19 protein-coding genes are annotated in these 26,325 nt (G+C 63.7%); 10 read left to right on the top strand and 9 right to left on the bottom strand.

Annotated elements, in window-relative coordinates:
- The 8 genes from CZ322_RS09010 to proC all read right to left on the bottom strand — a co-directional run.
- Positions 1–532, bottom strand: a 532-nt coding sequence (locus CZ322_RS09010; RefSeq protein WP_200807190.1) for a metallophosphoesterase, incomplete at its 3' end; no start/stop codon positions are given.
- Positions 529–1,470 (bottom strand): ABC transporter ATP-binding protein, encoded by a 942-nt coding sequence (locus CZ322_RS09005; RefSeq protein ID WP_087071018.1) that lies wholly within the window; start codon positions 1,468–1,470, stop codon positions 529–531. The genes CZ322_RS09010 and CZ322_RS09005, both read right to left, overlap by 4 nt.
- Entirely contained in the window at positions 1,467–2,318 is an 852-nt protein-coding gene (locus CZ322_RS09000) for an ABC transporter ATP-binding protein (protein WP_087071017.1), read from the bottom strand. Before CZ322_RS09000 ends, CZ322_RS09005 begins: the two co-directional genes overlap by 4 nt.
- Positions 2,315–3,199: an ABC transporter permease gene (locus CZ322_RS08995; RefSeq protein WP_087071016.1), complete on the bottom strand. Its 885-nt coding sequence runs from the start codon at positions 3,197–3,199 to the stop codon at positions 2,315–2,317. The genes CZ322_RS09000 and CZ322_RS08995 overlap by 4 nt, the downstream gene beginning before the upstream one ends.
- The gene (locus CZ322_RS08990) at positions 3,196–4,236 is read right to left on the bottom strand and encodes an ABC transporter permease (protein ID WP_087071015.1); all 1,041 of its coding nucleotides are present in this window, start codon (positions 4,234–4,236) and stop codon (positions 3,196–3,198) included. Before CZ322_RS08990 ends, CZ322_RS08995 begins: the two co-directional genes overlap by 4 nt.
- On the bottom strand, positions 4,236–5,765 hold the full coding sequence (locus tag CZ322_RS08985; RefSeq protein ID WP_180948628.1) for an ABC transporter substrate-binding protein: 1,530 nt from the start codon (positions 5,763–5,765) through the stop codon (positions 4,236–4,238). The genes CZ322_RS08990 and CZ322_RS08985 overlap by 1 nt, the downstream gene beginning before the upstream one ends.
- Before the next feature lie 123 nt (positions 5,766–5,888).
- Positions 5,889–6,230 (bottom strand): hypothetical protein, encoded by a 342-nt coding sequence (locus tag CZ322_RS08980; protein ID WP_026428508.1) that lies wholly within the window; start codon positions 6,228–6,230, stop codon positions 5,889–5,891.
- Positions 6,231–7,031: a pyrroline-5-carboxylate reductase gene (gene proC / locus CZ322_RS08975; RefSeq protein WP_087071013.1), complete on the bottom strand. Its 801-nt coding sequence runs from the start codon at positions 7,029–7,031 to the stop codon at positions 6,231–6,233.
- A 146-nt stretch (positions 7,032–7,177) separates the two neighbouring features.
- Between proC and CZ322_RS08970 the strand changes: the two genes are divergently transcribed.
- Positions 7,178–7,960, top strand: a complete 783-nt coding sequence (locus tag CZ322_RS08970; protein WP_087071210.1) for an SDR family oxidoreductase — start codon at positions 7,178–7,180, stop codon at positions 7,958–7,960.
- A 10-nt stretch (positions 7,961–7,970) separates the two neighbouring features.
- Here the strand turns inward: CZ322_RS08970 and CZ322_RS08965 are convergent, their stop codons facing one another.
- Complete coding sequence (locus CZ322_RS08965) at positions 7,971–8,714, bottom strand: pyroglutamyl-peptidase I (protein ID WP_159455026.1); 744 nt, start codon at positions 8,712–8,714, stop codon at positions 7,971–7,973.
- A 247-nt stretch (positions 8,715–8,961) separates the two neighbouring features.
- On the opposite strand from CZ322_RS08965, the gene CZ322_RS08960 reads away from it, so the two are divergent.
- The 9 genes from CZ322_RS08960 (at position 8,962) to smc (ending at position 26,262) form a co-directional block, all read left to right on the top strand.
- A complete protein-coding gene (locus tag CZ322_RS08960) occupies positions 8,962–9,303 on the top strand; it encodes a hypothetical protein (protein WP_087071011.1) in 342 nt (113 codons plus the stop codon).
- On the top strand, positions 9,300–11,309 hold the full coding sequence (locus tag CZ322_RS08955; protein WP_101595146.1) for an alpha/beta hydrolase: 2,010 nt from the start codon (positions 9,300–9,302) through the stop codon (positions 11,307–11,309). The genes CZ322_RS08960 and CZ322_RS08955 overlap by 4 nt, the downstream gene beginning before the upstream one ends.
- Before the next feature lie 265 nt (positions 11,310–11,574).
- Positions 11,575–14,820, top strand: a complete 3,246-nt coding sequence (ileS, locus tag CZ322_RS08950) for an isoleucine--tRNA ligase (RefSeq protein ID WP_087071209.1) — start codon at positions 11,575–11,577, stop codon at positions 14,818–14,820.
- A gap of 140 nt (positions 14,821–14,960) precedes the next feature.
- Positions 14,961–16,331, top strand: a complete 1,371-nt coding sequence (gene brnQ, locus CZ322_RS08945; RefSeq protein WP_087071009.1) for a branched-chain amino acid transport system II carrier protein — start codon at positions 14,961–14,963, stop codon at positions 16,329–16,331.
- A gap of 188 nt (positions 16,332–16,519) precedes the next feature.
- Positions 16,520–17,488 carry a uridine-preferring nucleoside hydrolase UriH gene (gene uriH / locus CZ322_RS08940; RefSeq protein ID WP_026428515.1) on the top strand — a complete coding sequence of 323 codons (969 nt, stop codon included), beginning with the start codon at positions 16,520–16,522 and terminating at the stop codon, positions 17,486–17,488.
- Between the two features lie 95 nt (positions 17,489–17,583).
- On the top strand, positions 17,584–19,023 hold the full coding sequence (gene uriT, locus CZ322_RS08935; RefSeq protein ID WP_087071008.1) for a uridine transporter UriT: 1,440 nt from the start codon (positions 17,584–17,586) through the stop codon (positions 19,021–19,023).
- A 126-nt stretch (positions 19,024–19,149) separates the two neighbouring features.
- Complete coding sequence (locus CZ322_RS08930; RefSeq protein WP_234984524.1) at positions 19,150–20,835, top strand: bifunctional folylpolyglutamate synthase/dihydrofolate synthase; 1,686 nt, start codon at positions 19,150–19,152, stop codon at positions 20,833–20,835.
- 138 nt (positions 20,836–20,973) lie between these two features.
- Positions 20,974–22,533: an aspartate:alanine exchanger family transporter gene (locus CZ322_RS08925; protein WP_087071007.1), complete on the top strand. Its 1,560-nt coding sequence runs from the start codon at positions 20,974–20,976 to the stop codon at positions 22,531–22,533.
- Between the two features lie 171 nt (positions 22,534–22,704).
- On the top strand, positions 22,705–26,262 hold the full coding sequence (gene smc / locus CZ322_RS08920) for a chromosome segregation protein SMC (protein WP_257959906.1): 3,558 nt from the start codon (positions 22,705–22,707) through the stop codon (positions 26,260–26,262).
- Positions 26,263–26,325 lie beyond the last annotated feature (63 nt).

Raw genomic sequence — 26,325 nt, 5'->3', positions numbered from 1 at the left:
CCCCGTGGAAGTACTCACCGGTGCCGGCCGGTGACGGCGCCCCGCCCGCCGTGGGTGCACCGCCCGTCGTGGGTGCACCGTTCGCGTTGGTCACGGCATCCTCAATACGGTGAATCTGTTCGCCGAGGTAGCCGAAGCCGCGCCCGGGCACCGAGCTATCTGCCGCAACGAAGCGCCAGCGCGCTTCTCCGACCGTGATATCGGTGACGGAAAAAATCGGGTCCAGGGGCGCGCCGGGCAGGCCGAGAGCTTCACGCATCGCCGCGCGCCGGTCATGATTCCCGCAGGCCCAAATTACCGGTGCACCCCACCGTTGCGCGAGCGGGGCGAGGGTCTGGGCCGCGAAGGTGTAGGACGCGGGGGTGCCGTCATCGGAAATATCCCCGGAGACCACGATGGCGTGGCAGGGCGCGAGCTCGCCGGCGCCGGCCACGGCCGCTTCCAGCAGCCCGGAGGTGTCAATTTTTCCGTAATGGCGGGCGCGCTCGGCTAGAAGATGGGTATCGGACAGGTGCAGGATGCGCAGGCTCATAGGTCATCGTCTCCCTCGGATGGCGTGGCGGATACGGTGGGCGCGGTGGGCACGGTGGGCATGGCGGATGGGGCGGCGTGCTCTGCTTGCGATGGCGCGGGCAGCAGCGGCACCGCCGCAATAAGTTCCCGGGTGGCCGGGTGGCGCGGGTGCTCCAGCACCTGCGCCGTGGGGGCATATTCGACGACGGCGCCCCCGCGCAGCACCAGGGTGTCCTCGCATAGATTCTGGACAATGCCCAAGTCATGTGAGATGACAATGAGGGTGAGATCCAGGCGGGCGCGCAGGTCATGGAGCAGCTCGAGGACGGTGGCTCGCACCGACACGTCGAGCGCGGAGACGGGCTCGTCGGCAATAAGAACCTTGGGTTGGCAGGCCACGGCGCGTGCAATTGCCACCCGCTGGCGTTGCCCGCCCGAAAGTTCATGCGGATAGCGCGAACCCCACTCCGGGTTGAGGTCCACGGCGGCCAGCGCATCACGCACCATCTCCCGGTGTTTGCCCGGAACGCGCAGCAGACGCAGCGGTTCTTCAATAATCCGGCCCACCGTCATACGCGGATTGAGGGAAGCAAAAGGATCTTGCAGCACCAGCTGGACTTCGTGGCGCAGCCGGGTCACCCCGAGCTTCCCGTAGCGCACCTCCTGGCCCCGGTAGGTGATTGATCCGCCGCTCGGCTCAAGTAGGCCGAGCATCATGCGGCTGAGGGTGGTTTTCCCCGAGCCGGATTCGCCAATAATTCCCAGCGACCGCCCCGCACGTACGTCGAAAGACGTGGGTGCCAGAGCCAGGGTGTTTCCGTAGGATTTAGTGACGTTCTGGCAGCTGAACAGCACATCCCCGGCTTCAACGGGCCAGTCTTTTTCCAACGGTGCGCGGGAGGTCATGCGCAGGGCGGCCTCGCGCGGATCCCAGGTTTTTTCCGGTGTGCTTGTCATGATTGGTCACCTCCGGGCACCAGCGAGCTTCGCGGATCACCCACCTGCGTATCGCCGCCCCGCCCTGCCGGGCGCTGCAAACTAGTGGCACGGGCCGCGGCCACGAGGCCCTGGGTATAGGGATGGACGGGGCGGAGCAAAATATCCTCGGCGCTGCCTTCTTCCACCAATTCGCCCCGGCGCAGCACGAGGATGCGTTCGGAGGTGTGGTAGGCCACTGCCATATCGTGGGTGATCATAAGAACGGCGGTGCCGTGCTCGCGGGCGGCATCATCCATGAGCTGCAAAATATGGGCCTGCACCGTGGCATCCAGGGCGGTTGTCGGTTCGTCGGCGATCAGGAGGGCGGGGGCTAAACTCATCGCCATGGCAATAACCACGCGTTGGCGTTGCCCTCCGGAGAGCTCATGGGGGAAGCGGTTAATAATACGCTCGGGGCTGGGGAGCTCGACCATGCGGGCCAGCTCGCTGGCCCGCTGCGTCGTCGCCGATTTTTTTAATCCCGTATGAATACGCGAGGCCGCCACCAACTGGTGTTTAATGCGCACCACCGGATTGAGCGCCGTATGCGGTTCCTGGAAAATGCAGCCGATACGGCGCCCCCGGATTTTCTGGAACTCCGCATCCGAAGCGCCCACCAATTCGCGCCCCTCGAAACGAATCGAACCGGTCACGCGTGCCGCCCGGGGGAGGAGCCCCTGGATCGCCATCGCCGTCATCGATTTTCCAGACCCGGATTCGCCAATAAGGCAGACGCGCTCCCCGGCCTCCACCGTGAAGGACACTCCCCGCACCACTTCGGTGGAACCGAAAGTCACGGTGAGATCACGTACCTCAAGAAGGCTCATCGTGTCTCCCTTCCGCGCGGATCGAGTACGTCGCGCAGGCCGTCCCCCAAGAGGTTAAATCCGATAATCGTCAGGACAATCGCGGTGGCCGGAATGAGAATAACCGTCGGGTGGGAATACATGAAACTCTGGTAGGTGGAAAGCATGCGCCCCCAGGACGGCGTGGGCGGCGGGGTGCCCAGCCCCAGGTAGGACAGCCCCGCTTCCGCCAGCGTGGCCGTTCCCATGATTTGGGTGATGCGCACGATCAGCGTGGGCGTGATCGCCGGGAAAATATGGCGCGAAAGAATCCACCAGGAACGCGCCCCCGCGGCCACCGCCAGGAGCACGTGGTCGGAGGCGGTGGCACGGCGCAATTCGGGCAGGACGGTGCGGGTGACCGCCGGGGCGGAGCCCAATCCGATGGCAACGGTGGAGGTGAGGGTGGAGCCGGAAAATGCGGTGACGAGAATGAGGGCAACAATGAGGGTGGGGAACGCGACCCACACATCGGTGAGCCGCTCCGTTAGGGAACCGAGCCAACGCGGGGCATACACGATAATCGAGGCGAGGAGCAGCCCAACCACCAGGGCCACCGCCGCCCCGCCCACGCTGGTGAGCACCGTGACCCGCGAACCGAGCACCATGAGGGAGAAAATATCACGCCCCAGCTGGTCGGCACCGAACCAATGCGCCCCGTTCGGGCGGGCCCAGGACGCCCGCGCATCCACGCTTTCGGGATCATAAGGCACCCAGATGAAGGACAGTAGGAAGGTGGCCAGCACCGCCAGCACCACCGCGGTGCCGATGAGGCCGGCCGGATTACGCAGCAGGGCCCGCAACCGGGCCCGCCACGGGGAAGCCGCGGAGAGAGCCCGCAGAGCCGGAGATGGGGTACTCATCGCAACCTCACTCTCGGGTCGAGGAGGCGGGAGGCCACATTGGAGAGCATCATGAGGAGAATAACCGCCCCGGAGAGCACCATGAGGAAGCCCTGGACGGTAACAATATCGCGGGTGGATACGCTGGCAACCAGATGGTGCCCGATGCCGGGAAGGGCGAAGACCTGTTCAACCACCACGGTGCCCATGAGGAGGGCCGCGGCGTCGAGTGCAATAACGGCGAGGAGCGGAAGCCAGGCGTTCCGCAGTGCCTGGGTGAGCAGGGCGCGCCGGCGGCTCATGCCCTGGGCGCGGGCGGTGCGCACATAATCCTGGCCGAGCTGTTCCAGCACGGCGGAGCGCACGTAGCGCACCAGTCCCGCCGTTTGCGGAATCGCGAGGGTAATGGCGGGCAGAATGAGGCTACGGAGCGCCGCACCCGGATCGCCCCATCCCTCGCGCGGGAACCCGGTGGAGGGAAGATGGAGCGGGGTCGCCAGGTACATGACGAGCAGCATCCCGACGATGAACGTAGGCACCGCGATACCCAGTTGGGAAAGCCAGGAGACCAGGCGCCCGGCCAGGGTGGTGGAACGAGCCGCGGCATACACCCCGATAAGAAGGGCAAAAATAACCGCCAAACTCAAGGACATGAGCGCGAGCGGCACGGTGACCTGGAGCTTCGTGAGGAGCTCGTGGGTCACGGAAAGGGAAGAAAAGGGGGAGGTGCCGAAATCACCGGTGAGGGCGGCACCTAACCAGCTCAGGTACTGGATGATAAGCGGGCGATCCCAGCCGTGCTCAGCCCGAATCGCCTCAATTTGCGCATCGGTAGCATCCAGGCCCCCGATAATGACAGCCGGGTCACCGGGCAGGGTGTGGAGCGCGAAAAAAATCACGAAGGAGGCGAGGAATAACGCCGCCACCGCCCACCCCAGCGCGGCGAGCACGATGCGGGCGGTGCGCGACGTCGTGGTGCGGAGCACCGTTTCGCGATCCACGGTGCCGGAGGCGCTATGCACCCCCGGCACCTGCGCGAGCGCGAGTGGTTCAGCCATTAACGCGCAACCTGAATATCAGCGGCGTAGAAGCGAGAACCGGTCCGGTTGGTCGGGAATCCGGAGACCCCTTCCCGGGAGAAAATAATGGCCTTGGGGCTGTAGAGCCAATCCGAGGCGGCATCTTCGGAAACGAAAGCGGCCAGTTCACCGAGCTTCTTATCGCGTTCTTCCAGCGAGCTGGCGGTCATCGCTTCTTTATTGAGCTGCTGGGCCTGTGCGCTGTCATAATGCCAGTAGTAGCTGGGGTTGGAATAGTAGGTGAGGGTCCACGGATCCACGTGGAGCACCATGGTCAGATCGTAATTTCCCCCGCGGTAGACCTCATCGAGCCAGCTAGAAAACTCCATCCGGTCAATCGTCACATTAATGCCGATCTCCTTGAGCTGGGCGGCCACATATTCGGAAATGGCAGAATCGTAATTATTGGCCACCCGCAGGTTGAGGGAAAGATTCTCGAAACCGGCCTTTTTGAGCAGCTCGCGGGCGGCTTGCGGATCATACGAATCGATGTCGTTGAGGGAATCGCTCCACCAGGCCATCCCGGGGGAGACCATGGAACCGACCCGCACCATCGTCCCGCCGAGCGCGGTAATGAGGCCGTCCTTATCGATGCCCTTGCGGATGGCGGTACGCACATCCTTATTGGCCAGCGCCGGGTTGGAGTGGTTGAAACCGAGCGTCATCCACGAGGTTTCGGTGCCCTGCGAGGTAATAATCGCCGGGTCGGCGGCGAAACGCTCCACCGTATCGGTGTTCTGGGTGGTGAGAATATCAATTTGTCCTGAGGCGAGCGCATTCGCGGCGGCAGTCTGGTCCGCGTAATAGTGGTAGACCACTTCCTTGGTTCCGGCCGGATCGCCCCAGTAGTTATCGTTACGTTCCAGGGTGATGGTGGAGCCGGTCTTCCACTCACCGATGGTGAACGGCCCGGTGCCGTTCGATTCCTTATTCAAATCGACCGTATTATCGGAGGGCACCATCATGGCGGCGTCCGTGGACATGCTGTCCAAGAAATTCATATTCGGTTCGGAGAGGGTGACGACGACGGTATGCGGGTCGGAAGCCTGCGCTGATTTAAACGTGCGCATGAGCTTATGATCGGGATTCTTCGACCCCTCAGCAGCAGAAGCTTCCAGGGTGGCCACCACATCCGCGGCATCAAAATCGGAACCGTCGTGGAATTTCACGCCTTCGCGCAGGTGGAAGGTGTAGGTGAGTCCATCCTCGGAAATATCCCAGGAGGTGGCCAGAGCCGGCAAAATATCGCCATTTTCAGCGCGGCGGGTGAGTCCTTCATAAACATTATCGATAACAAGCTGATCGAGGGCCGCGCCGGAAACCGAGGTCGGATCCAGGCCGGTGGGTTCCAAAATAAAACCAACGTGCACCGAAGCATCAGGGTTCGCATTCTGAACCGGGGCCGGGCCGCTGGCGGGGGAGGAAGCCGCATCGGAGGGCGGGTTGGTTGAGCATCCGGACAGCGCGAGTCCGGCAACGAGCAGGGCGACGCCCGCTAAACGCTTCATATCTGTTCCCATCAGGTAGTGAAGTCAAAATATGGCTCGGCGCATCTCAGCTCGGACACGTCGCCATATATGTATCTATCGAGTCAATGTGAACCGTTGGAAAACGTGGAGTTAAAAGGCGAGCTACCTCTCCTTTGCGTCAGTATCGCGGATAGAGCGGGACGCGCGGGTCCCGGGTTTGGCACGCTTGGCGCGCCGGCGAGCCTCAGCGGCTTCGCTTTCCAGATCGTGCACTACGAGGCGAGCGTGGCGCGCGGTCAAGATGGGGTGGATTTTTTTCGCGGCGCGCATGGCGGTGGCGGTTCCCTCCGCCGCGGCCGTCAAAATACGTTCTTTTTCTTCCGCGGTCCATTCGTGGGTGCGCATAAAACGCAGCGAGCGCGCTTCGCGCAGCATGGAAATTCCCCACAGCAGCAGCACCACCAGGAAAATCCCAGCGAAGCCGAGGATTGACAGTCCGTTCATTTAGCTGAGATTCCTATCTTTATCGATACTGGCTTGCACACCTCGCACGACGGCCGCCCCGAAACCGGCGCGTTCTAATTCCACCACACCGGCCACGGTGGTGCCTCCCGGGGACTGCACCGTATCGGCCAAATCGGCCGGGGAGAGCTCACTTGCGAGCACCAGACGCGCCGCACCTTCCACCGCCTGCGCGGCGATGCGCACCGCCTGCGCGGCCGGGAGCCCATCGGCAACGGCGGCACGTTTGAGGGCATCAATATAAGTAAAAGTGAAAGCCGGGGAACATCCGGCGAGCGCGGAAAAGACGGAAAAATGCTTTTCTTCCAGGGTGATATGAGCACCCACGGCGGCGAAGACCTCCCGCACCGCGTCCTGCTGGGCGGGGGTGACGGAGTTCGAGAAGCACAGCGCCGTCATGGAGGCGCGCACACTGGCGGCCACATTCGGCATGGCGCGCACGAGCGGCTGACCCGGGGCGAGATGGCGGGCGAGGGTGGCAAGCTCAAGGCCCGCCGCGATGGAGACGATAACGGTGCCAGATTCCCGTGCGACGTCGTTAATTTCTTCTAGAACATCCGCAACCGCGTACGGTTTCACGGCGACGACGACGATTCCGTCACCCACGGCCGTGACCAGCTCGGTATTCGAGGTGGCCGGGCGCGCCCCCGTTTCCTCCGCGAAGTCGCGTGCCGCCTGCGCATCTTTCGCAGAAACGACGACGGACGCCGGATCCGCGCCCGCGGCAAGCACCCCGCGCGCCAGGGCTCCGCCCATATGTCCGGTTCCAATAAAGCCGATCACGAGCAATTCCTTTCTACCAGCTAGGCCCGGTGCTCCCGCAGCGGCGCTGAGCGAACACCGGGTATGCTCTCCGCGTTTTATTTTAGGCTGAAGAAAGGTGTTTTATGGCCGGCGTGGCTCTCACCCGGCAGAACGGAGGGTTTGACATGTCACATCGAGTACTTGTAACCGGAGCGTCCAGCGGCATCGGGGCGGCGAGCGTCCGCGCCTTATGCGCGGCTGGATTTGAGGTGATCGCCACCGCACGGCGCGAAGATCGGCTCCGCCAGCTCGCCGAACAAACCGGGTGCAGTTACGTGGTTGCGGACTTGACGGAGGAAGGCGACGTCGCACGGCTCGCCGCCACCGTAGCGGAAGCCGGCGGGGTGGACTCCCTGGTCAATAACGCAGGTGGGGCCCGCGGGCAGGACAAAGTGGCGGACGCAAAAATCGAGGACTGGGAGTGGATGTACCGCGTGAACGTGCTCGGTACCCTGCGCCTCACCCGGGCGCTTCTCCCGCATATGCGGGAGAACGGTGGGAGCATTCTCTTTGTGACCTCTACTGCGGCGCAGGAAACCTACGTGGGCGGGGCCGGATACACGGCGGCCAAGCACGCCGAACGCATGATTAAAGACACCCTGCGTCTGGAACTGGTGGGAGAACCGGTACGGCTCATGGAACTGCGCCCCGGCATGGTGATGACGGAGGAGTTTTCTAAGAATCGCCTCGGCTCGGACGCGGCGGCGCAGAATGTTTATGCCGGGGTGGCCGAGCCGCTCCTAGCCGAAGATATTGCCGAGACGGTGGTCTGGATGCTTTCCCGCCCCGCCCACGTCAATATCGATTCGGTGGTTATCCGCCCCGTGGCCCAGGCGAATTCCTGGACGGTGGCCCGCACCGGCAGCGACGTGGTAGACCTGCCTTCCTCAGGTCTGGATGGGGAGTAGTGGCCGGAGGCTACAGTTTCTCGGCGACCTGCCGGGCAAGCTCCGCAATCGCCGCGGCGATCCCGCGGCCGAGCTCATCAAAGGTGGTGGCAGGCCGGGAAAGCGCCGGTGCGGCGGTCTCGGCTGACGGTGCGGTGGCTTCGACTGACGGTGCGGCGTGCGCCGTCTTGGGCCGTGGTGCGGGCTGCGGCGCGGGCTGGGACACCGCTGCGGACGGTGCGTCGGTTTCCGCGCCCACCGTGGCCACTCCGACGGTGCGCAGGGCCGGTACGTGAATGAAGAGGCCGGGAACGGGAAGCTGGGCCACGCGGTAGGCGATGTTATTGCAGAGGTATCGCCCCGGATCTCGGCTTGTTTCCGCGGAGATGCCGGTCCCGCTAATAGCGCGGGTAATATCGACTACCCGCACGGGGCTCGTGGCGATAGCAGGGCCGCCCGGAATCACGGGTTCGCCATCAGGTTGAGCTCCCGCATTATCCGGAATTCGGGCGATATTCTCATTAAAAGCTTGGAGTTCCGGGGTGATAGCGCTACGCCCGCCCGCTTCTCCGATGGCAATGACCGCATCGGGGTGAAAACGTTCCACCGCCTCGTCCAGCACCAGCCCGGCGCTCGCGAACACCACCGGCAACATGGCCGTCGCGACCTCCACCTCGCAAGAAAGATCCATATCTCGAAGATGAGGGATGGAGCGCAGGGCTGCGTCCCGGCTCGCATTTTCGGTATCGGAACCAAAAGGCTCAAAATAAGTCACTAAAACACGCACACTTCACCCTACCGCGCCCCTACCTGTGGATAACTACACACGCGCCGAACTCCGCCTGTGGATGGGCCCTGGACGGATCTTTCCCTGCCTGGCACCATCGGCTCAAGCGTTTGGCAGGGGGAGCCGGCGCCCAGAAAACAAGCGGCGCCTGCTCAACGAAAGTAAGCGACGCCAGCCCACAGAAGTCAAACGTAGCCAGTGCAAAGGAAACGGGAGCGAACAAGGGGAGGTCACGGTGGATGGTGTTCTTATCACGGAATCTGCAACGGCGGAGCTGCGCGCCGCGCTTGCGGACGTGAGTGCCGCGCTGGCTCCGCTGCGGGTGGATACCGTGTCGGGAGCGGTGGCGGCGGCATTGACTGGCACCCCGCCGCCGGCCAGCGTGAGCGCGGGATGCGCGGCCCTGGATAGGCGTACCCGCGATATCGCGGCCCGAGCCGATGAGCTAGCTGCCTCCCTCGCCCTGGCCTGGCGCATCTACCAGGAGGCAGACGGCGGGGCAGGCGCGGATATTTCTGCCCTGGATATTGCGGGCACGATTATTTCTGGTTTGGATATCGCGGGGGTTGGAAGATGAAAGATCTCAGGGTGACGTGGGGGCAACTGTGCAGCTGGAACGGGGCCCTAGTCGGAGCGGTTCTCGGCGAGATGGCGGCCGTACGCCGGCGGTGTGAAGAAGCCAGTTGGCAGCTGCGCCAGCTAGCCGCGCGCTCCTTGAAGGGTGCGTGGGAAGGCTACGGAGCACGTGCCTTCCTCTCCGATGTGCGGGCCCTGGCCGCGCGCGCCGCCGCGCACACCGACCATATCGACCACCTCATCCAGGCTCTCGGGGAGGCCCAGCATAAAATCACCCGCACCCAAATGGCCGTGAGCGAAGCCCTTTCCCGGGCGGCGGCTTCCGGAATGGAGATCACCCCCACCGGTGAGGTTGTCGATCCGCTCGATGGCGCGGATGCCACCGGGGTAGCGGATTGGGAACGCCGCCAGGTAGCGGTCCGGATTAGGGCGGAGGTAGAGGCAGCCTACAGGTCGGCCGATAATACCCTCAGCTATCTGGACACGGTTTTTACCCAGCTGGCAGCCGGGCAAATAGCCCCGGAAGCTCGCACCAACCACTACCATTCGGTCGGGCGGGTGCCGGTCGGGAAAAGTGCGGCCTATGTGCAGGCCTGGTGGGCATCCCTGGGCGATGCCGAGCGCTCTTATGTGCTCGCGCATTACCCCCAGGACCTGGGAAATTTAGACGGAATACCCTATGCGGTGCGGGACCGCGCCAATATTGCCGTTGCCCGCCATGACGAAGAGATGGCCCGCGCCTACTACGATCCGATCCTGGCCGAGCTCTCCGCGGAGATCGCCAGCGCCCAGGCGGATCTTGAGGGTAATTTAGGGAAAACTGATCGGGAGATTCGCACCGCCCAGCTTGGTGCGGCCCAGCTGCGTTATGCCACCATAACCGCCAACCTGGCTGCTTACGCCATGATCCGCACCCAGCGCGGCCTGGATCGCAATTGGCGCGAGCATATCTCCGCGGCCCCGGTTCGCTCCGCTTCGCCCCGTGATTCAAAGCTGTACTCGTCGCGAACCACGGGGCGATCATCCGCGGGGCGCGCAGCTCCGGCGCACTCACCCGCGCCGCGTTTCTCTCCGCTGGCAGGCCCCGCACACTCCGCCCAGTCCGGCCAGTCACGCCAACTCCTCGTGTATCGCGGGCCGAACCGGGCCCGCACCGGAACCGGTGCAGAATTGCGCACCATCCAGGTGGCCCTAGCCCAAGGGAATGTGGATACTGCCTCGTCTATCACCATCGAGGTGGGTGGGATGACCACCAATGTGGTGAATTCCCTTGATTCCCATATGGAAGCTGCCGGCCGCTTGGCTACCCTCCAACAGGAGATCCTCACCGCTCGCGGAGAAACGGGAAGCCCGGCGGTGGTGACCTGGTTTGATTACGCCGCCCCGCAAAGTGCGTTGGATTCCTCTCTCTACACCCCGGCGCGGGCCCGGGAAGGCGGGGCCAGCCTCGCGCGCTTCGCGGAGGGAGTTGCCCAGGTCCGCGGGGAAGATCGCCCGCGTATCAATCTGCTGGGGCATTCCTACGGTTCGGTGACGGCCTCAGCTGCCGCGGAGCAGGCTAGGCACGGCGTCGTCGATACCCTTGTGGTGTACGGAACACCCGGGGTCGTGGCCGAAGGATGGGATATGAATACCGGGGTGCACGGGGCCGGAAGCGCCGCCTCCAATCATGTCCTTTCCAATAAAAAAGACATTATTAACGTGGTCAATGCGCTGGGCGGGGGAGCGGTGTCGGGCGGGCATACCGACGCGCTCGGCTTCAATCCGCGCCAGGACCCGGATTTCACCGCGCATCATTTCTCCGGGCGCGGCGGTTTCTTCTCCCAGCATTCGGAATATTTGGAAAACGCGGATTCCCCGCAGATGCGCGAATTGGCGCGCATCACCACGGAGCCTGCCACGGGGCCCGGGGCGCCGCCCGCCACGCTTGCGCCGCCCCGCGAACCACCCGCCGGGGCTGCGCCGTCGCCCCAAAACCCACCGGTCCGCCCGCCACCCGGAAGCTAGATGCGCCCCGCGCGCGGAAGGGCTACAATGAGCGGCGTTGGCTATGACCCGGCAATCACCGGTGAGCTCTCGGAAGAACAGCCGCGCGGCCCTGCCCCGCAGCCCAGTAGAACCGAGCGGGTGGATCCGTCAGCGTCCTAATGAAGCGGTTACCCGCCGTACCACGCGTGCGGCGAGTAGCAAATGAGGTGGTACCGCGGTACCGGATATCCGGCGTCGTCCTCATTCCGAATAGGTTTGAGACACGAGGAGACACCGCGTGGATATGTATCCGCTTCATCGCGAGGGCGGCGTGCCCGCCTCCCCGAACTTCCCGAAGATGGAAGAAGGCACCCTCGCTTTCTGGAAGAAAGACAATACGTTCCAGTCCTCCGTTGAGCAGCGTGAATCCGGGCCGCACGGCTCCAATGAATTCGTTTTCTATGACGGCCCGCCGTTCGCCAACGGCCTGCCCCATTACGGTCACCTTCTCACCGGTTACGTCAAGGATGTGGTGGGGCGCTACCAGACCATGCGGGGGCGTCGGGTTGAGCGCCGCTTCGGGTGGGACACCCACGGGTTGCCGGCTGAGCTGGAAGCTCAGCGTATCCTCGGGATTGACTCCACCGATGAGATCGAGGATATGGGCATCGCCACCTTCAACGAGGCCTGCCGCTCCTCGGTGCTGCGCTACACCAAGGAATGGGAAGAATATGTGACCCGCCAGGCGCGCTGGGTCGATTTCTCCCACGATTACAAGACCCTGGACACCACCTACATGGAATCGGTGCTGTGGGCCTTCAAGACCCTGTACGACAAGGGCTTGGCCTACGACGGCTACCGGGTGCTGCCCTACTGCTGGAATGACGAAACGCCGCTATCCAATCACGAATTGAAGATGGATGACGACGTCTACAAGGACCGCCAGGATCTCAGCTTGACCGTGGGGCTGCGCCTGGAAACCGGCGAACTTGCCCTTATTTGGACGACGACGCCCTGGACGCTCCCCTCCAATCTGGCGATCGCCGTGGGCCCGGATATTGAGTACCTCACCGTGGTTCCGCGCGAAGGCAAGCTGGAAGGCGAGCGGGTGGTTATTTCCGCCGCGCGCTTGGAATCCTACGCGAAGGAACTGGGTGAAGATCCGGAAGTTGTGGATCGCTTCCCCGGCTCGCAGCTGGTGGGCCGCGCCTACGCCCCGATTTTCGATTACTTCATGAACCGGGCGGCGGACGAAGCCCCCGGCCCGCATGCTTACCACGTTATTGCCGGGAACTTCGTGACTACTGAAGACGGTACCGGGCTGGTTCATATCGCCCCCGCCTTCGGTGAAGACGATATGTTCGCCTGCCAGGAAGTGGGCATCCGCCCCGTGGTGCCGGTGGACGGTGCCGGGCGTTTCACCTCCGAGGTGCCCGATTACGAAGGCACCCAGGTTTTTGATGCCAATCTGCCCATCACCCGCGATCTGCGCGAGGGAACCGGGCCGCTGGCACGCCGCCCGGAAAACGAGCGCGCCGTGCTGGTCCAAGAACGCTCCTACCTGCACTCCTACCCGCATTGCTGGCGCTGCCGCAAACCGCTCATCTACAAGGCGGTCTCTTCGTGGTTCGTGCGGGTAAGTGCCTTCCGGGATCGCATGGTCGAGCTCAACGAACAGATCGAATGGACCCCGGCGCATATCAAGCACGGCCAATTCGGCAACTGGCTGGCCGGAGCGCGCGACTGGTCCATTTCCCGCAACCGCTTCTGGGGCAGCCCCATCCCGGTGTGGCGCTCCGATGACCCCAACTATCCACGCGAAGATGTGTACGGTTCCCTGGAAGAACTTGAGCGTGATTTCGGGCGCCTGCCGCGCAACGAGAAGGGCGAGGTGGATCTCCACCGCCCCTATATCGATGAGCTGACCCGCCCCAACCCGGACGATCCCACTGGCAAGTCCACCATGCGGCGCATTACCGATGTTTTGGACTGCTGGTTCGAATCCGGCTCCATGCCCTACGCCCAGGTCCACTACCCCTTCGAAAATAAGGACTGGTTCGAGGACCACTACCCGGGGGACTTCATCGTCGAGTACATCGGCCAGACCCGCGGGTGGTTCTACACCCTCCACGTGTTGGCCACCGCGCTCTTTGACCGCCCGGCCTTCCGCACCTGTATCTCCCACGGCATCGTGCTGGGGGATGACGGCCAGAAGATGTCGAAATCGCTGCGCAACTACCCGGATGTTTACGAAATGTTCGATGAGGTCGGCGCGGATGCGATGCGTTTCTTCCTCATGAATTCGCCGATTGTGCGCGGCGGGAACCTCATCGTGACCGAACGCGCGCTGCGCGATACGGTGCGCCAGGTGCTGCTGCCGCTGTGGAATGCCTACTACTTCTTCGCGCTTTACGCCTCGACGTGCTCGAAGGGGGAGGGGTACCGCGCCCAGCCGGTGAGTGACCCCTCCGGTCTGGATGTGATGGACCGCTACCTGCTGGCCAGCATTAAGGACCTGGCCGATAATGTGCGCACCGACCTGGATAACTACGATATTCCGGCCGCCTGCGACCGGGTGCGCGGCTTCCTGGACGTGCTGACCAACTGGTACGTGCGCACCTCCCGGGATCGCTTCTGGAATGAGGACCACGCCGCCTTCGATACGCTCTACACGGCTCTCGAAGTGCTCATGCGGGTTATGGCGCCCCTCGCGCCGCTCGTAACCGAAGAAATCTGGAAGGGGCTGACCGGCGGGCGCTCTGTCCACCTGGAAGACTGGCCTGAACTGCCTGATTCCTGGAAGGACGATGCGCTGCGCGAAGCGATGGACGAGGCGCGCGCCGTCGTCTCCGCCGCGCACTCGCTGCGCAAAACCCACCAGTTGCGGGTGCGCCAACCGCTGCGCACCCTCACCATCGTCACCGACCGTGACCTGGCCCCCTTCACCGATCTCATCGCCCTGGAAGTGAACGTCAAGAATGTTGAACTCAAGGACGTGGCGCAATCGGGGATGAAGGTGAGCCGCGACCTCAAGGTCCTCCCGCGCGAACTGGATCCCCAGCTGCGCAAGATGACCTCCGCGCTGTTCCAGGCCGCCAAGGCCGGGAACTGGAGCGAGGACGGTGCGGACGCGGTGCTGCATACCGACCCGGAGGTACGCCTGGCGCCCGGTCAGTTTGAGATCACCGTATCGGTGGAAGCCGACCCGGGTTCGGTGGCCGCGGCGCTCGATTCCGGGTCCTTCATCGCCTTGGATACCGAGGTGGACGAGGAACTGGAAGCCGAAGGTTACGCCCGCGACGTCGTGCGCGCCGTGCAGGACGAACGCAAGAACGCGCAGCTGCACGTGGCGGACCGGATCTCCCTCAAGCTCACGGTGCCCGCCGAGCGCGTCGATGCGGTTACCTGCTACCTGCCTTTCATCCAGGAGGAAACCCTCGCGGTGGAGGCGCAGGTGACGGCCGGCGTTGATGGCGCGGACGGTGCTGCAGGTGCTGCGGGCGCTGCGGGTGCACCGCTTGGCATCGAGGTGACGAAAGTCGCGCACTAAAAACGCGGTATCACACGGCGCGCTCTGTAACGGCGCGCCGTGATCCTCTAGAGTAGGGTGCCTTGCATGGGCCGCGGTGGATCACCATAGTCTCCGCCGCGGCCCGGCACCGTTCTCACAATCCACACGAAGGTTCAGGGATGAAAAACTCGCGGGTCCTCACGCTCGCTGTGACCGGCTTGGCGCTCTTCGCCATGTTCTTCGGGGCGGGAAATCTTATTTTCCCGGTGATGCTCGGCATTCAAGCCGGCACGAATACTCCGCTGGCCATCGCCGGGTTTATCGGCACCGGGGTGATTCTCCCCGCCATTGGCCTCATCGCCGCCACCTCCAGCCGCGACGGCACCCCGCAAGATATTGCGACCCGTATCGGCCGTATCCCCGGTCACGCGCTGCTGTGGGCGATTTTTATTACCACCGGCGTTTTGTACGCGGTGCCGCGAGTGGCTGCGGTGAGTTTCGAGGTTGCGGTCCGCCCCGTGATGCACGACGACGCCGCAGCCCGCCCCGCCCTCCTCGTTTTCTCCGCCGTGTTCTTCGTGGTGGCCGTGCTCGTGGCCCTCAACCCGGGCAAAATGGTGGACCGAGTAGGAGGTATCCTCACCCCCGCTCTCGTGATCCTCATGGCGATTCTTATTACGGTGGTGGTGTTCAACCTGCCGCCCCAGGTTTCGCTCCCGCAAGCACCGTATGCGCCCAATGCGCTCACCGGCGGGCTGCTGAGCGGGTATATGACGATGGACGCGCTGGCGGCCTTCGTCTTCGGGCTGGTGATTGTGTCATCGTTGCGATCCAAGGGATTCACCTCCCGCGGGGCGCTCTTCGGGGGAGCTGCGGGAGTAGCCCTCATTGCCGCCCTTATCCTCGCCGCGATCTACCTGGGGCTCTCCCAGATCGGGGTGCGGGTGGCCACCGAAGGTTTCGCCAACGGTGCGGATGCTTTAGCCGCCGTCTCCGAGCGTTTCTTCGGGCGGGGCGGTCAGCTTATTTTCGGTGCCATCACCATCCTGGCGTGTTTGACCACGGCGATTGGCCTGCTGGGCGCCGCCACTCAGTTCTACCGCAGCTACCTTCCGGGCCTGGCCTATCGTCCCCTCCTCATCGGGCAGGGAATGTTTGCTTTTGCCATGTCCACGCTGGGGCTGGAAGGAATCCTCAATTTCATTAACCCGATCAACCGCTTTATTTATCCCATCGCGATCGTGCTTATTTTCGTGACGCTTGTTGATCTTGCGGTTCCCGGACGCCTCCACTGGTCCTACCGGGCTTCCGCCTGGATCGCGGCGCCTTTCGCTCTCCTGGACGGCTTGGTTGTGACCGAATGGGATATTTTCGCCCCCGTGGGTGAGCTTCTGGCGATAGTGCCGCTCGGGGAAGAAGGCTTGGCCTGGGCCGGGCCGGCGCTCCTTGGCTTCCTGTTCGGTCTGGCAGCGGACGGGATCCAGGGGCGGTTGTTCCCGCCGGCACTGGTGCGGGGCACGGCGGCGCCGACGGGGGCGCCAGCATCCTGACGGTGCCTACGGGGCTGCTGTGAACGCTCGCGGTGAAAACGTTCTTTCTATGTTTTTATGAAAGCACGTAGAANTCCTGACGGTGCCTACGGTGCTGCTGTGAACGCTCGCGGTGAAACCGTTCTTTCTATGTTTTAATGAAAGCACGTAGAACTCCGCGGGAGTTCCCCAAGGATGTGGAGAGAAACATGGCAACACAGCACACCCCGGAAAAAATCATTTTGGATTGCGATCCCGGTCATGACGACGCCGTTGCGATGCTGCTGGCGTGGGCAAATCCGCAGATTGATCTGCTTGCCGTCACCACGGTGGGCGGCAACCAAACGCTGAAGAAAGTTACGAATAATGCCCTCGCCGTGGGCACCGTTATGAAAATGACGGGAGTGCCTTTCGCGGCCGGATGCGACCGCCCGCTGGTACGCCCGGTGGAAGTCGCCCCCGATATTCACGGTGATACCGGTCTGGACGGCACCGAATTACCTACCCCGGCTATCGAGCTTGATTCCCGGCACGCCGTCGATCTCATTATTGACACTGTCATGGCGCACGAACCGGGCACCGTCACCCTTGTCCCCACCGGCCCGCTCACCAATATCGCGCTCGCGGTACGCAAGGAACCGCGCCTGGCCGAGCGCGTCAAGCAGGTGGTTCTCATGGGTGGAGGCTACCACGTTGGAAACTGGTCCGCGGTGGCCGAATTCAATATCAAGATTGACCCCGAAGCGGCACATATCGTTTTCAACGAGCCGTGGAAGGTGGTCATGGTGGGCCTAGATCTCACCCACCAGGCCCTCTGCACCCCGGAAGCCTACGCGAAGATTGACGCGGTGGGCACCCAGCCGGCCCGCTTCGTCCACGAACTCATGGACTTCTTCCGTGCCTCCTACCAGGACGCGCAGGGCTTCGATTACCCGCCGGTCCACGATCCGTGCGCCGTGGCCTACCTTATCGACCCCACCATCGTGGAAACGGTGCAGGTGCCCATCGATGTGGAACTCACCGGCACCCTCACCGTGGGGATGACGGTGGCTGATTTCCGCGGCCCCATTCCCGAAGATTGCCACACTTGGGCTGCGACCCGGCTCGATCACGGGCGTTTCTGGGATCTCATCGCCGATGCGCTGGAGCGCGTGGGCGAACACCACTACCTGGGCTAATCACGGGGCTAAGCCCCGCCCAACCCAACCTTTATGAACGGAGGACGGCGCTGCCACGGTGCGGCGTCGTCCTCCCCGGTGAGAAAGAAAAAACTATGGCATCTTCCGTTCCCGCGCGTGCCGGCCAGGCGCGATCCGGTTCGCGCACGAATATTATCGTGCTGATGGCCGCGCTATTGTGCGCGGTCTTCGCTTTCCAGCTCAACGCCTCCATGCTCTCCCCAGCCCTGCACACCATGAGCGTGGAACTGAACGCGACCGACGTGGAAATCGGCGTAACCCAAACGGCGTTCTTCGCCTCCGCCGCGCTCTTCTCCCTCTTCCTGCCGCGCTGGGGTGACCTGATCGGGCGCAAGAAGATTCTGCTGGGCATGCTCCTGGCCACCGGGATCGGATGTGTGGTTTCCGCACTGGCGCCCAATGTCACCATCCTCGGTATCGGGCGCGTGATTCAGGGGACGGCAGGGCCGATGGTGCCCCTCACGCTCGTCATGCTGCACCAGGAAGTACCCGAGCCGCGCCGTTACGCCAAGTACATGGCGATCCTGACCTCCGTCAACGGCGGTATCGCTGGGGTGGACGCCCTGCTGGGCGGCTGGCTCGCCGGTAACTGGGGCTTTCGCTCCGTTTTCGCGTGCATGGCGGTTGTGTGCGCCATCGCTTTTGTAGCGTCGATGTTCGGCACCCGCGAATCCCAGGGTGACCGCACCCCGATGGACTGGCCCGGCGTTATCGCACTGCTTATCGTTTTCGGCTGCGTCTACTTCGCCTTCAACGAATTGGGCAAGCTCGGGGATGCCCGCTGGTGGCTCATCGGCGTGGAAATCCTGGTAGCGGCCGTATCCGCGGTAGTTTTCTGGAAGATCGAATCTTCGCGCGCCCACCCGCTGGTGGCCACCCGCTACCTCAAGCAACGGCGCACCTGGGCGTTGCTATCTACCACCCTCTTCACCATGACGGGGGTATTCGCGGTCATGAACGGCCTCATCCCGAACCTCGCGCAGCTGGAAGCCAGCGCCGGTGGCCTGGAGCTCCCGGCAGAAACAGTATCCTTCGTGACGCTGACGCCCTACGCTATCGCTGGTCTCATTATGGGCCCGATTGCCGGGCAGCTCGCTTCGCGCTTCGGCTACAAGAAGGTGCTCCAGGTGGGGCTGCTCTCCACGGTTATTTTCCTCGGGATTGCGGTCTTTGGAGTTGGGACGCCCTCGAAGTCGCTTATCTTCTTCCTGTGCGTGGCCATCGGTATTACCTACGCCGGCACCGTCAATATCATGCTCAACGGCTTGGGCGTTGTGCTTTCTCCGGCCGATAACCAGGGCTACCTGCCGGGCATGAATGCCGGTGCTTTCAACCTGGGCGCCGGGCTCTCCTTCGCGATCCTGACCGCCGTGGCTACCGCCGTGGGCGGCACCGAGAACGTGGTGGGCGGGTACCAGGCCGGAATCGCGGTGGGTGCGGTCCTGGTGATTATCGCGCTCCTGCTCTCCACCCTCATCCCCTCGGTGGAGAACGCCGAAGAATCCGCGTCCTAAACATATGTCGCCTGAGGATCCGCTCGGGCACCGGTAGACGACCGGGAACGGGGCCCACGGGGCTGGCAGCGCCAGTCGCACCGTGGGCCCCGTGGTATATGCTGGTGTGCCGTGGAAAGGGCAGGTATGGGGACGAATAACGCGAAGCATGACGGCACCGGCCACAACGGTATGGGGTACGACGACGCACAGAACTATCGCGAGGGGGAACTGGAGCAGGCCGGGGACTTTGGCCCGGAGGAAACTTCCGAGGCTCCCGATGCGGGGGAGCCCCGTGATCCGGAAGGTGCACGGGATCTGGAGGAGCCCCGTGATCCGGAGGAGTCGCGGGAAGCCGAACTTGATGCGGCACTCACCGAGGTCCTCAGCTCTGGGCTTTTTGGGGACGAGGCCGTCATCCGGGAGGTCAAACAATCACCCAATCCCATTATCGAGCTAGCGGATACCACCGCGGAGGAAGCCCGAGTAGAGGCCATTTACCGCGATATCCTCACCCGCGCTCCCGAACACAAGGTGCAGCCTTCCCTTGAACGCGTCCAGATGTGCCTGGATTTGCTTGGCAACCCGCACCATTCCTACCGGTGCGTGCACGTGACGGGCACCAACGGAAAAACCTCGACGGCGCGCATGATCGAAGCACTGCTGCGCGAGCATGGCCTGCGCACCGGGCGCTTTACCTCCCCGCACCTGGTCTCGGTACGCGAACGCATCGCCATCGACGGGCATAATATTTCCCGGGCGGATTTCATTCAGGCCTGGGAAGATGTCGCGCCTTTCGTTGAACTCGTGGATCAGCGTTCCCAAGCGGAGGGCGGGCCGCGCATGAGCTTCTTCGAAGTTTTCGTGGTCATGGCCTACGTAGCTTTCGCGGCCGCACCCATCGATGTGGCCGTGGTCGAAGTTGGTATGGGGGGACGGTGGGATGCCACCAATGTGATCGACGGCGACGTCGCCGTCCTCACCCCCATAGCCCTGGACCACGAACGCTGGCTCGGGCACACCATCGCGCAGATCGCCGGGGAGAAAGTAGGGATTATTAAGCCCGGAGCCAGCGTGGTGAGCGCCGCCCAACCCGAGGACGCCGCTGTGGCTATCGCTCAGGCAGCCCATCAGGCCCGTGCCCACGTATCCGTTTACGGGGAAGATATCGAGGTGCTCGGGAGGGAGACAGCGGTAGGCGGTCAGCTTATGACGGTGCGTACCCCCGCTGCCCGCTACGACGATATTCCCCTCGCGCTGCGCGGCTCCTACCAGGCGGAGAACGCGGCGCTTGCCCTCACGGCGGTTGAAGCATTCTTCGGCGGGCGCGCGCTTTCTGGTGACGTCGTCGAACATGCTCTGATGGCCGTGACCTCGCCCGGACGTCTCGAAGTGGTGCGCACCTCGCCCACGGTCCTCGTGGACGCGGCCCACAACCCCCACGGTGCGGCGCATACCGCCGCCGCGCTGGAAGAGTACTATCCCGGCCGGCGTGTTGGGGTGCTCGCCATGATGGCAGATAAGGACGTGGAAGGAACTCTCGGGCAGTTCGAGCCGGTGCTGGATGCCGTTGTGGTTACCGATATGCCCGGTGAGCGGGCGATGGACGCCGAGGAACTGGCAGAGCTGGCGCGGGAGGTCTTCGGGGAGGATCGGGTGCGGGTGGAGCGCGACCTGCTTGCCGCGATTGACGAAGCTGCCGGATGGGCCGAGGCCGAGGCCGGTGAGGAGCTCGCCACGCCGGTGGTGGCGGTCCTCGGTTCGGTCTACCTGGCGGGTATGGCGCGCCAGATCATGGGCAAAGGGACTCCTGATGAAGCTCCCACTGAGTAAAGACGGGGCCGGCACGGGGCACTGACGTGATGCCGCGGTGCGCAAAGGCGATGGCGCGGTGCACTAAGGTGCTGGCGCGGCGCGCTGAATTGGTAGAATCGGTAACGATCTACCAGTCTTCAACTCCGAGGTGGCACTGTGCTCGATATTCTCGCCAGCAATACCGTTCTCGTTGTTTTCATCGTGGTGGCGCTCGGTGCCGCCTTCGGGGCGATTCCTTTTGGTCCCCTGAAATTTGGGGCAGCGGGGGCGCTTTTCATCGGTTTGCTCGTCGGCGCGGTGGTTCCGCCCTCCACTTCGCTTCTTGTGCTGCTGCAAGATCTGGGCCTGGGAATTTTCGTTTATATGATCGGCTTGGAAGCCGGGGAAACATTCTTCCAGGAGATCCGCAAACAGTTGGGCCTCATGCTCGCTTCGGTTATTGCGATTACGGCCGGGGCGGCAGCCGCGGTGGGACTGGGGGAGCTCCTCGGTTTGCTCCGTGGTACCGCCGTGGGTGTTTTCGCCGGCTCGCTTACCTCCACTCCCTCGCTTGCGCTCGCCCAGGAAATGACCGATCCGGATAACCCTGCCGTGGGCTATTCCATTGGTTATCCGGTTGGGGTCACACTCGCCATTGTCATGGTTGCTGTTTTCATTAACCGGGAATGGAAAGCACGTAACGACCAGCTTGATCCCGATGATGTGGAATTGGAACAGGCAACCGTCTATGTGGATCGGGAGATTTCCGCGGAGCAGATGCGGGATATCGCCGGCCAGCAAGTGCGATTCGTAGCCATGCGGCGCAATAGGCGCTGGCATGTGCTCGATATGGAACGCGCTCTGGAACCGGGGGACCGGGTTCGTATTTTTGCGTCCCGGGCCGCGCTTTCCGAAGCTATCGAACGCCTGGGTAGCCGCATGCGTCATCGGCGCCTGACCGATCCGTATCTGACGGTGCACCGTTTCACGGTATCCAATCGGGATATTGCCGGCCTCACGGTGGGTTCCCTCCCGCTCTACCGTCGTTTCGAAGCGCGCGTGACGGTGATCCGCCGTGCCGACGATGAAATCCTGGCCACCCCGGATACCTACCTGGAAATGGGCGATGTGGTAGAAGTCGCCCTACCCACCTCACGGGTCGAGGAACTCGAAGAATACTTCGGTGATTCGGTCTCCAGCTCCTCGGAACTGGACTGGGTGGCGGCAGCCGGCGGGCTTGCCCTCGGCTTCGCCCTCGGACTGGTGGAAATCCCGCTCCCGGGTGGCGCGGCTTTCTCCCTCGGTGCGGCAGGCGGCCCGCTTGTGGTGGGGCTGATCCTCGGGGCGGTGCACCGCACCGGTCGGGTGCCCTGGCAGCTCCCGCGCCCCGCGAATCTCACCCTGCGCCAGTTCGGGCTCATGCTCTTCCTCGCGGCGGTGGGCCTCAACTCCGGTTCTGCTTTTGCCTCCACCGTTTTCACAATGGTGGGCTTGAAATCGCTGCTCTTGGCCGCGGCGGTGAGCATCGTTGGATGCGGGGTTATGATGGCGGCTGCCTGGATCCTCGGTTCCTCCGCCACCCGTTCTTCGGGTGCGGTGGCCGGGCTGCTCGGTCAGCCGGCGGTGCTCTCCTACGCTACTTCACGCACCACCGATAACCGAGTGATGACCGGCTACGCCACCACCTTCGCGATTGCGCTCATTTATAAGATCGTCGTCGTCCCCTTCATGTTCTAGGAACCCGTAACGGTGCGGCGCACCGTCGCACCTTAGCCGCGCACCGTCGCACCGTTAACGGCTTCTGTCGCCGAGCCGCGGCGTGCCACGAATGGCGTCGGTGCTCCTTAGCACCGTATCGACGCCCCGTCGGAGTCCCACCGGTGGCGCCGTCTGGCATAATCTGTAATCGTGCACTTAAAAACCTTGACCATGCGAGGATTCAAATCCTTTGCCACCGCCACCACAGTGCGCTTTGAACCCGGAATTAACGCGGTGGTCGGCCCTAATGGTTCAGGGAAATCCAACGTGGTGGACGCCCTCGCCTGGGTGATGGGCGAGCAGGGCGCGAAAACTCTACGGGGTGGCTCCATGGCGGATGTTATTTTCGCCGGCACCTCGCGCCGTCCCGCGCTCGGACGCGCGGAAGTTTCCCTCACCATCGATAATTCCGATGGCGTGCTCCCCATCGAATATTCCGAAGTGACCATCACCCGTACTCTCTTCCGCGCCGGCGGCTCCGAATACGCCATTAACGGCACCCCGGCACGCCTCCTCGATGTCCAGGAACTGCTCTCGGATACCGGCATGGGGCGGGAAATGCACGTCATTATCGGGCAGGGCCGCCTCGACGAAGTTCTCACCTCCAGTCCCGAAGAGCGCCGCAATATCGTTGAAGAAGCCGCCGGGGTGCTCAAACACCGCCGTCGCAAAGAAAAAACTCTGCGTAAACTCGAAGCGATGAAGGGCTCGTTCACGCGGGTGGAGGATCTCACCGCGGAGCTGCGCCGTCAGCTCGGACCGCTCGCCAAACAGGCGGAGGCCGCCCGCCGTGCCCAGGTTATCCAAGCCACCGAGCGCGACGCTCGGGCCCGCCTTCTCGCTGATGATCTAGCACAGGCGCAGGCGCGGCTGGAAGCCGGGGCTGCCGAAGACCAGCGCACCGCCCAGCTGCGTGAAGAAAACCAAGCGGCCCTCACCCAGGCCCGCGCCGCCCTCGCCGAGGCAGAAGAACACCATGCGCGCCTGAGCCCTCAGCTCTCTGCGTTGCGCGATAGCTCCGAGCGGCTCGCCTCCCTCGAGGAACGATTCCGCGCCATGGACGAACTGGCGCGCGAACGCGAACGTACCCTGAGCACCATGCCAGCACGGGGCGGGCAAGACGATCCCGAGGAACTCCAGGCGCGCGCCGTCCGGGCTCGCGCCGAAGAAGAAGAACTGGAGGGGCGCGTACGTGAGGCCCAGGATGCCCTGCGCACCGTCCTCACCCAGCGTGAGGAAACTGAAACCGCGGAATCTGCCGCTGAGCGCGCCTATAACCAGGCGAGCCGTGCCCGTGCTGACGCGCGAGAGAACGCCGCGCGCCGGGCTGGGAAAGTTTCCGCGGTGCGCTCCCGGCTCGAGGCACTCCAAGCCGAAGTTGAACGCGTAGAGAAGGATGTGGCGGCCGCGCGTCAGCGCGTGCAAACCACCAGCGTGCAGGTCACGGACATCGAAGAAGAACTCGTTGCCACCTCCGCCGGGGACGATACCCTCGCCACCACCCACGAAGAACATACTCGGGCCCATCTCGCAGCCCGCGCCGCCGTGGAAGAAGCCCGAGCAAACGAGGCACGCGCCCGCGAAGAGATGGCGCGCTTACAAGCGATTGTCGATACTCTCGCGCTCTCGCTGGAACCCGAAGATGCCACTGCCTGGGCTATCGAGCACGGTGCGGCCCTGTTGCGCGACCACCTCCACGTGGAACGCGGATGGGAAAGCGCGGCGGAAAATGCACTGATGGGCGCCGCATCCGGTGCGGTGGTGGACAATCTGGACAGCGCCGTCGATATTTTGCGGGGCGCCGCGCAGGTGCAAGCCGGGCGCCTTACCCTCACCATTGCGGGAGGGAAGAACGACGACGCCGCAGCCGCCGCCCGCGAAGCTGCGCTCAATGCTGCTTTCGAAACGGTGCGCCCAGATCCGGATGCCGCAGTTCATGCCCTGGCGGTGGTGAGCGGGTCCCAGTCAGGCAGCGATCTAGCTGGCCTCCTCACACAGCTCCTGGCCGGCACCGCCCTCACTGCCGATCTTGTGACCGCCCGTCAGCTCGTGAGTGCCGGGGCTCCCCGTGCGGTGACACGGACCGGAGATATTATCACCGCCTGCACCGCTACCGGGGGAGAGGCCACCGCCGCGGCTACCCTCGCCCGCCAAGCTGCCTACCAGGAGGCCTCCGAGCAGCTTGATGCCGCCGCCACCGCAGCCGATGAGGCAGCCGCCGCGCTCCGGAAAGCGGAAACCGCTGAAGAAGATGCCCGCGCCCGCGCCGAAGCTTCCGGGAGTGAACTGACGGCGCGCGATTCTAACCTGGCCGCCGCCACCGCCCAATTGGGAGCCCTGCGTCAGGCTCTTTCCGCCGCGCGTGCCGATGAAGAGCGCGCCGTCGCCCGCGCCGCCTCCTTGCGGGAAGATATCGCCGCCCGGCAAGCAGAGCTGGATAGCTTCGCGGAGCCTGAAGAAGATACTGCCGATATTCCAGGTGATGGCGAACTTGCCCGGCTCTCTCAGCAGCGCGATAGCGCGCATGAGGCCGCCGTGGGAGCCCGCAAACAGGAAACGGAGGCTCGGCTGGCGCTGCGCACCGCCGAAGAACGCTTCCGGGCCCTGAGCGGGCGGGCTGATGCCCTGGATAACCGGGCCCGGCTGGCCCGCGAACGTATTGAGCGGGAAGAACGCGCCCGCCAGATCCGTGGCCAGCACGCGGTGCTGGCGGGGCAGGTCGCAGCCGGGGCGGTGCGCGCCTTGGCTTACGTGCGCAGCCTACGTGCCGAGGTGGCCGAGCGGCGTCGTCGGGTAGAAGAAGAACAACACGGCGCTGAGGGGCAGCTCACGCACCTACGCGAACGCGTCGATCAGCTACGCACCCGCGAACGCGAGCTCGCAGATTCCACCCACGCCCGCGAACTGGCGACCGCCCGTGCCCGCATGGAATACGAGCAGCTAGCCACCGGTGCCCTCGAGGACCTGGGCGTCGATAGCACTACCCTCGTCGAAGAATTCGGACCGCATATCCAGGTGCCCACCGAGGACGGTGCGGTGCCCTACGTGCGCGCCGAACAGGAACGGCGCCTGGCTACGGCGCAGCGTGCCCTCGCGCGGCTGGGTACCATTAACCCGCTCGCCCTGGAGGAACACGCCGCGCTGGAAGAACGTCAAAAGTACCTTGCCCAGCAACTTGATGACCTGAAGAAAACCCGCGCTGACCTTCTCGATATTGTGGCGGAGCTTGATGAACGAGTCACCCTCGTTATGAAAGCCGCGCTTAGCGATATTAGCGCCCGTTTTGAGCAGGTCTTTGCTCGCCTTTTCCCGGGTGGGGAAGGGCGCCTTATTATCACCGACCCGGAGAATGTGCTGACCACCGGGGTGGAAATTGAGGCGCGGCCTCCCGGTAAACGCGTTAAGCGGCTGTCCCTCCTTTCGGGCGGGGAGCGCTCGCTCACCGCTATTGCTTTCCTTGTGGCGATCTTTATGGCTCGCCCCTCCCCGTTCTATGTGATGGACGAGGTGGAAGCCGCCCTTGATGACGTTAATCTGGGGCGCCTTCTCGAAATTTTCCGGGAGTTGCAGCGCTCTTCCCAGCTCCTGGTCATCACCCACCAGAAACGCACCATGGAAATTGCCGATGCGCTATACGGGGTGGCAATGCGCGAAGACGGGGTATCCACCGTGGTTTCCCAGCGCATGTCTGAGCTGCGCGAACAATGAGACTTACGTTGCAGTTCGGTAACAATTCCGCTCGCGGGCGGGTTGGAGGTAGCCGTCCGCCGC

It is taken from the genome of Actinotignum timonense (assembly GCF_900155575.1).
Classification (GTDB): Bacteria; Actinomycetota; Actinomycetes; order Actinomycetales; family Actinomycetaceae; genus Actinotignum; species Actinotignum timonense.
This window is presented reverse-complemented; position numbering and strand designations above follow the sequence as displayed.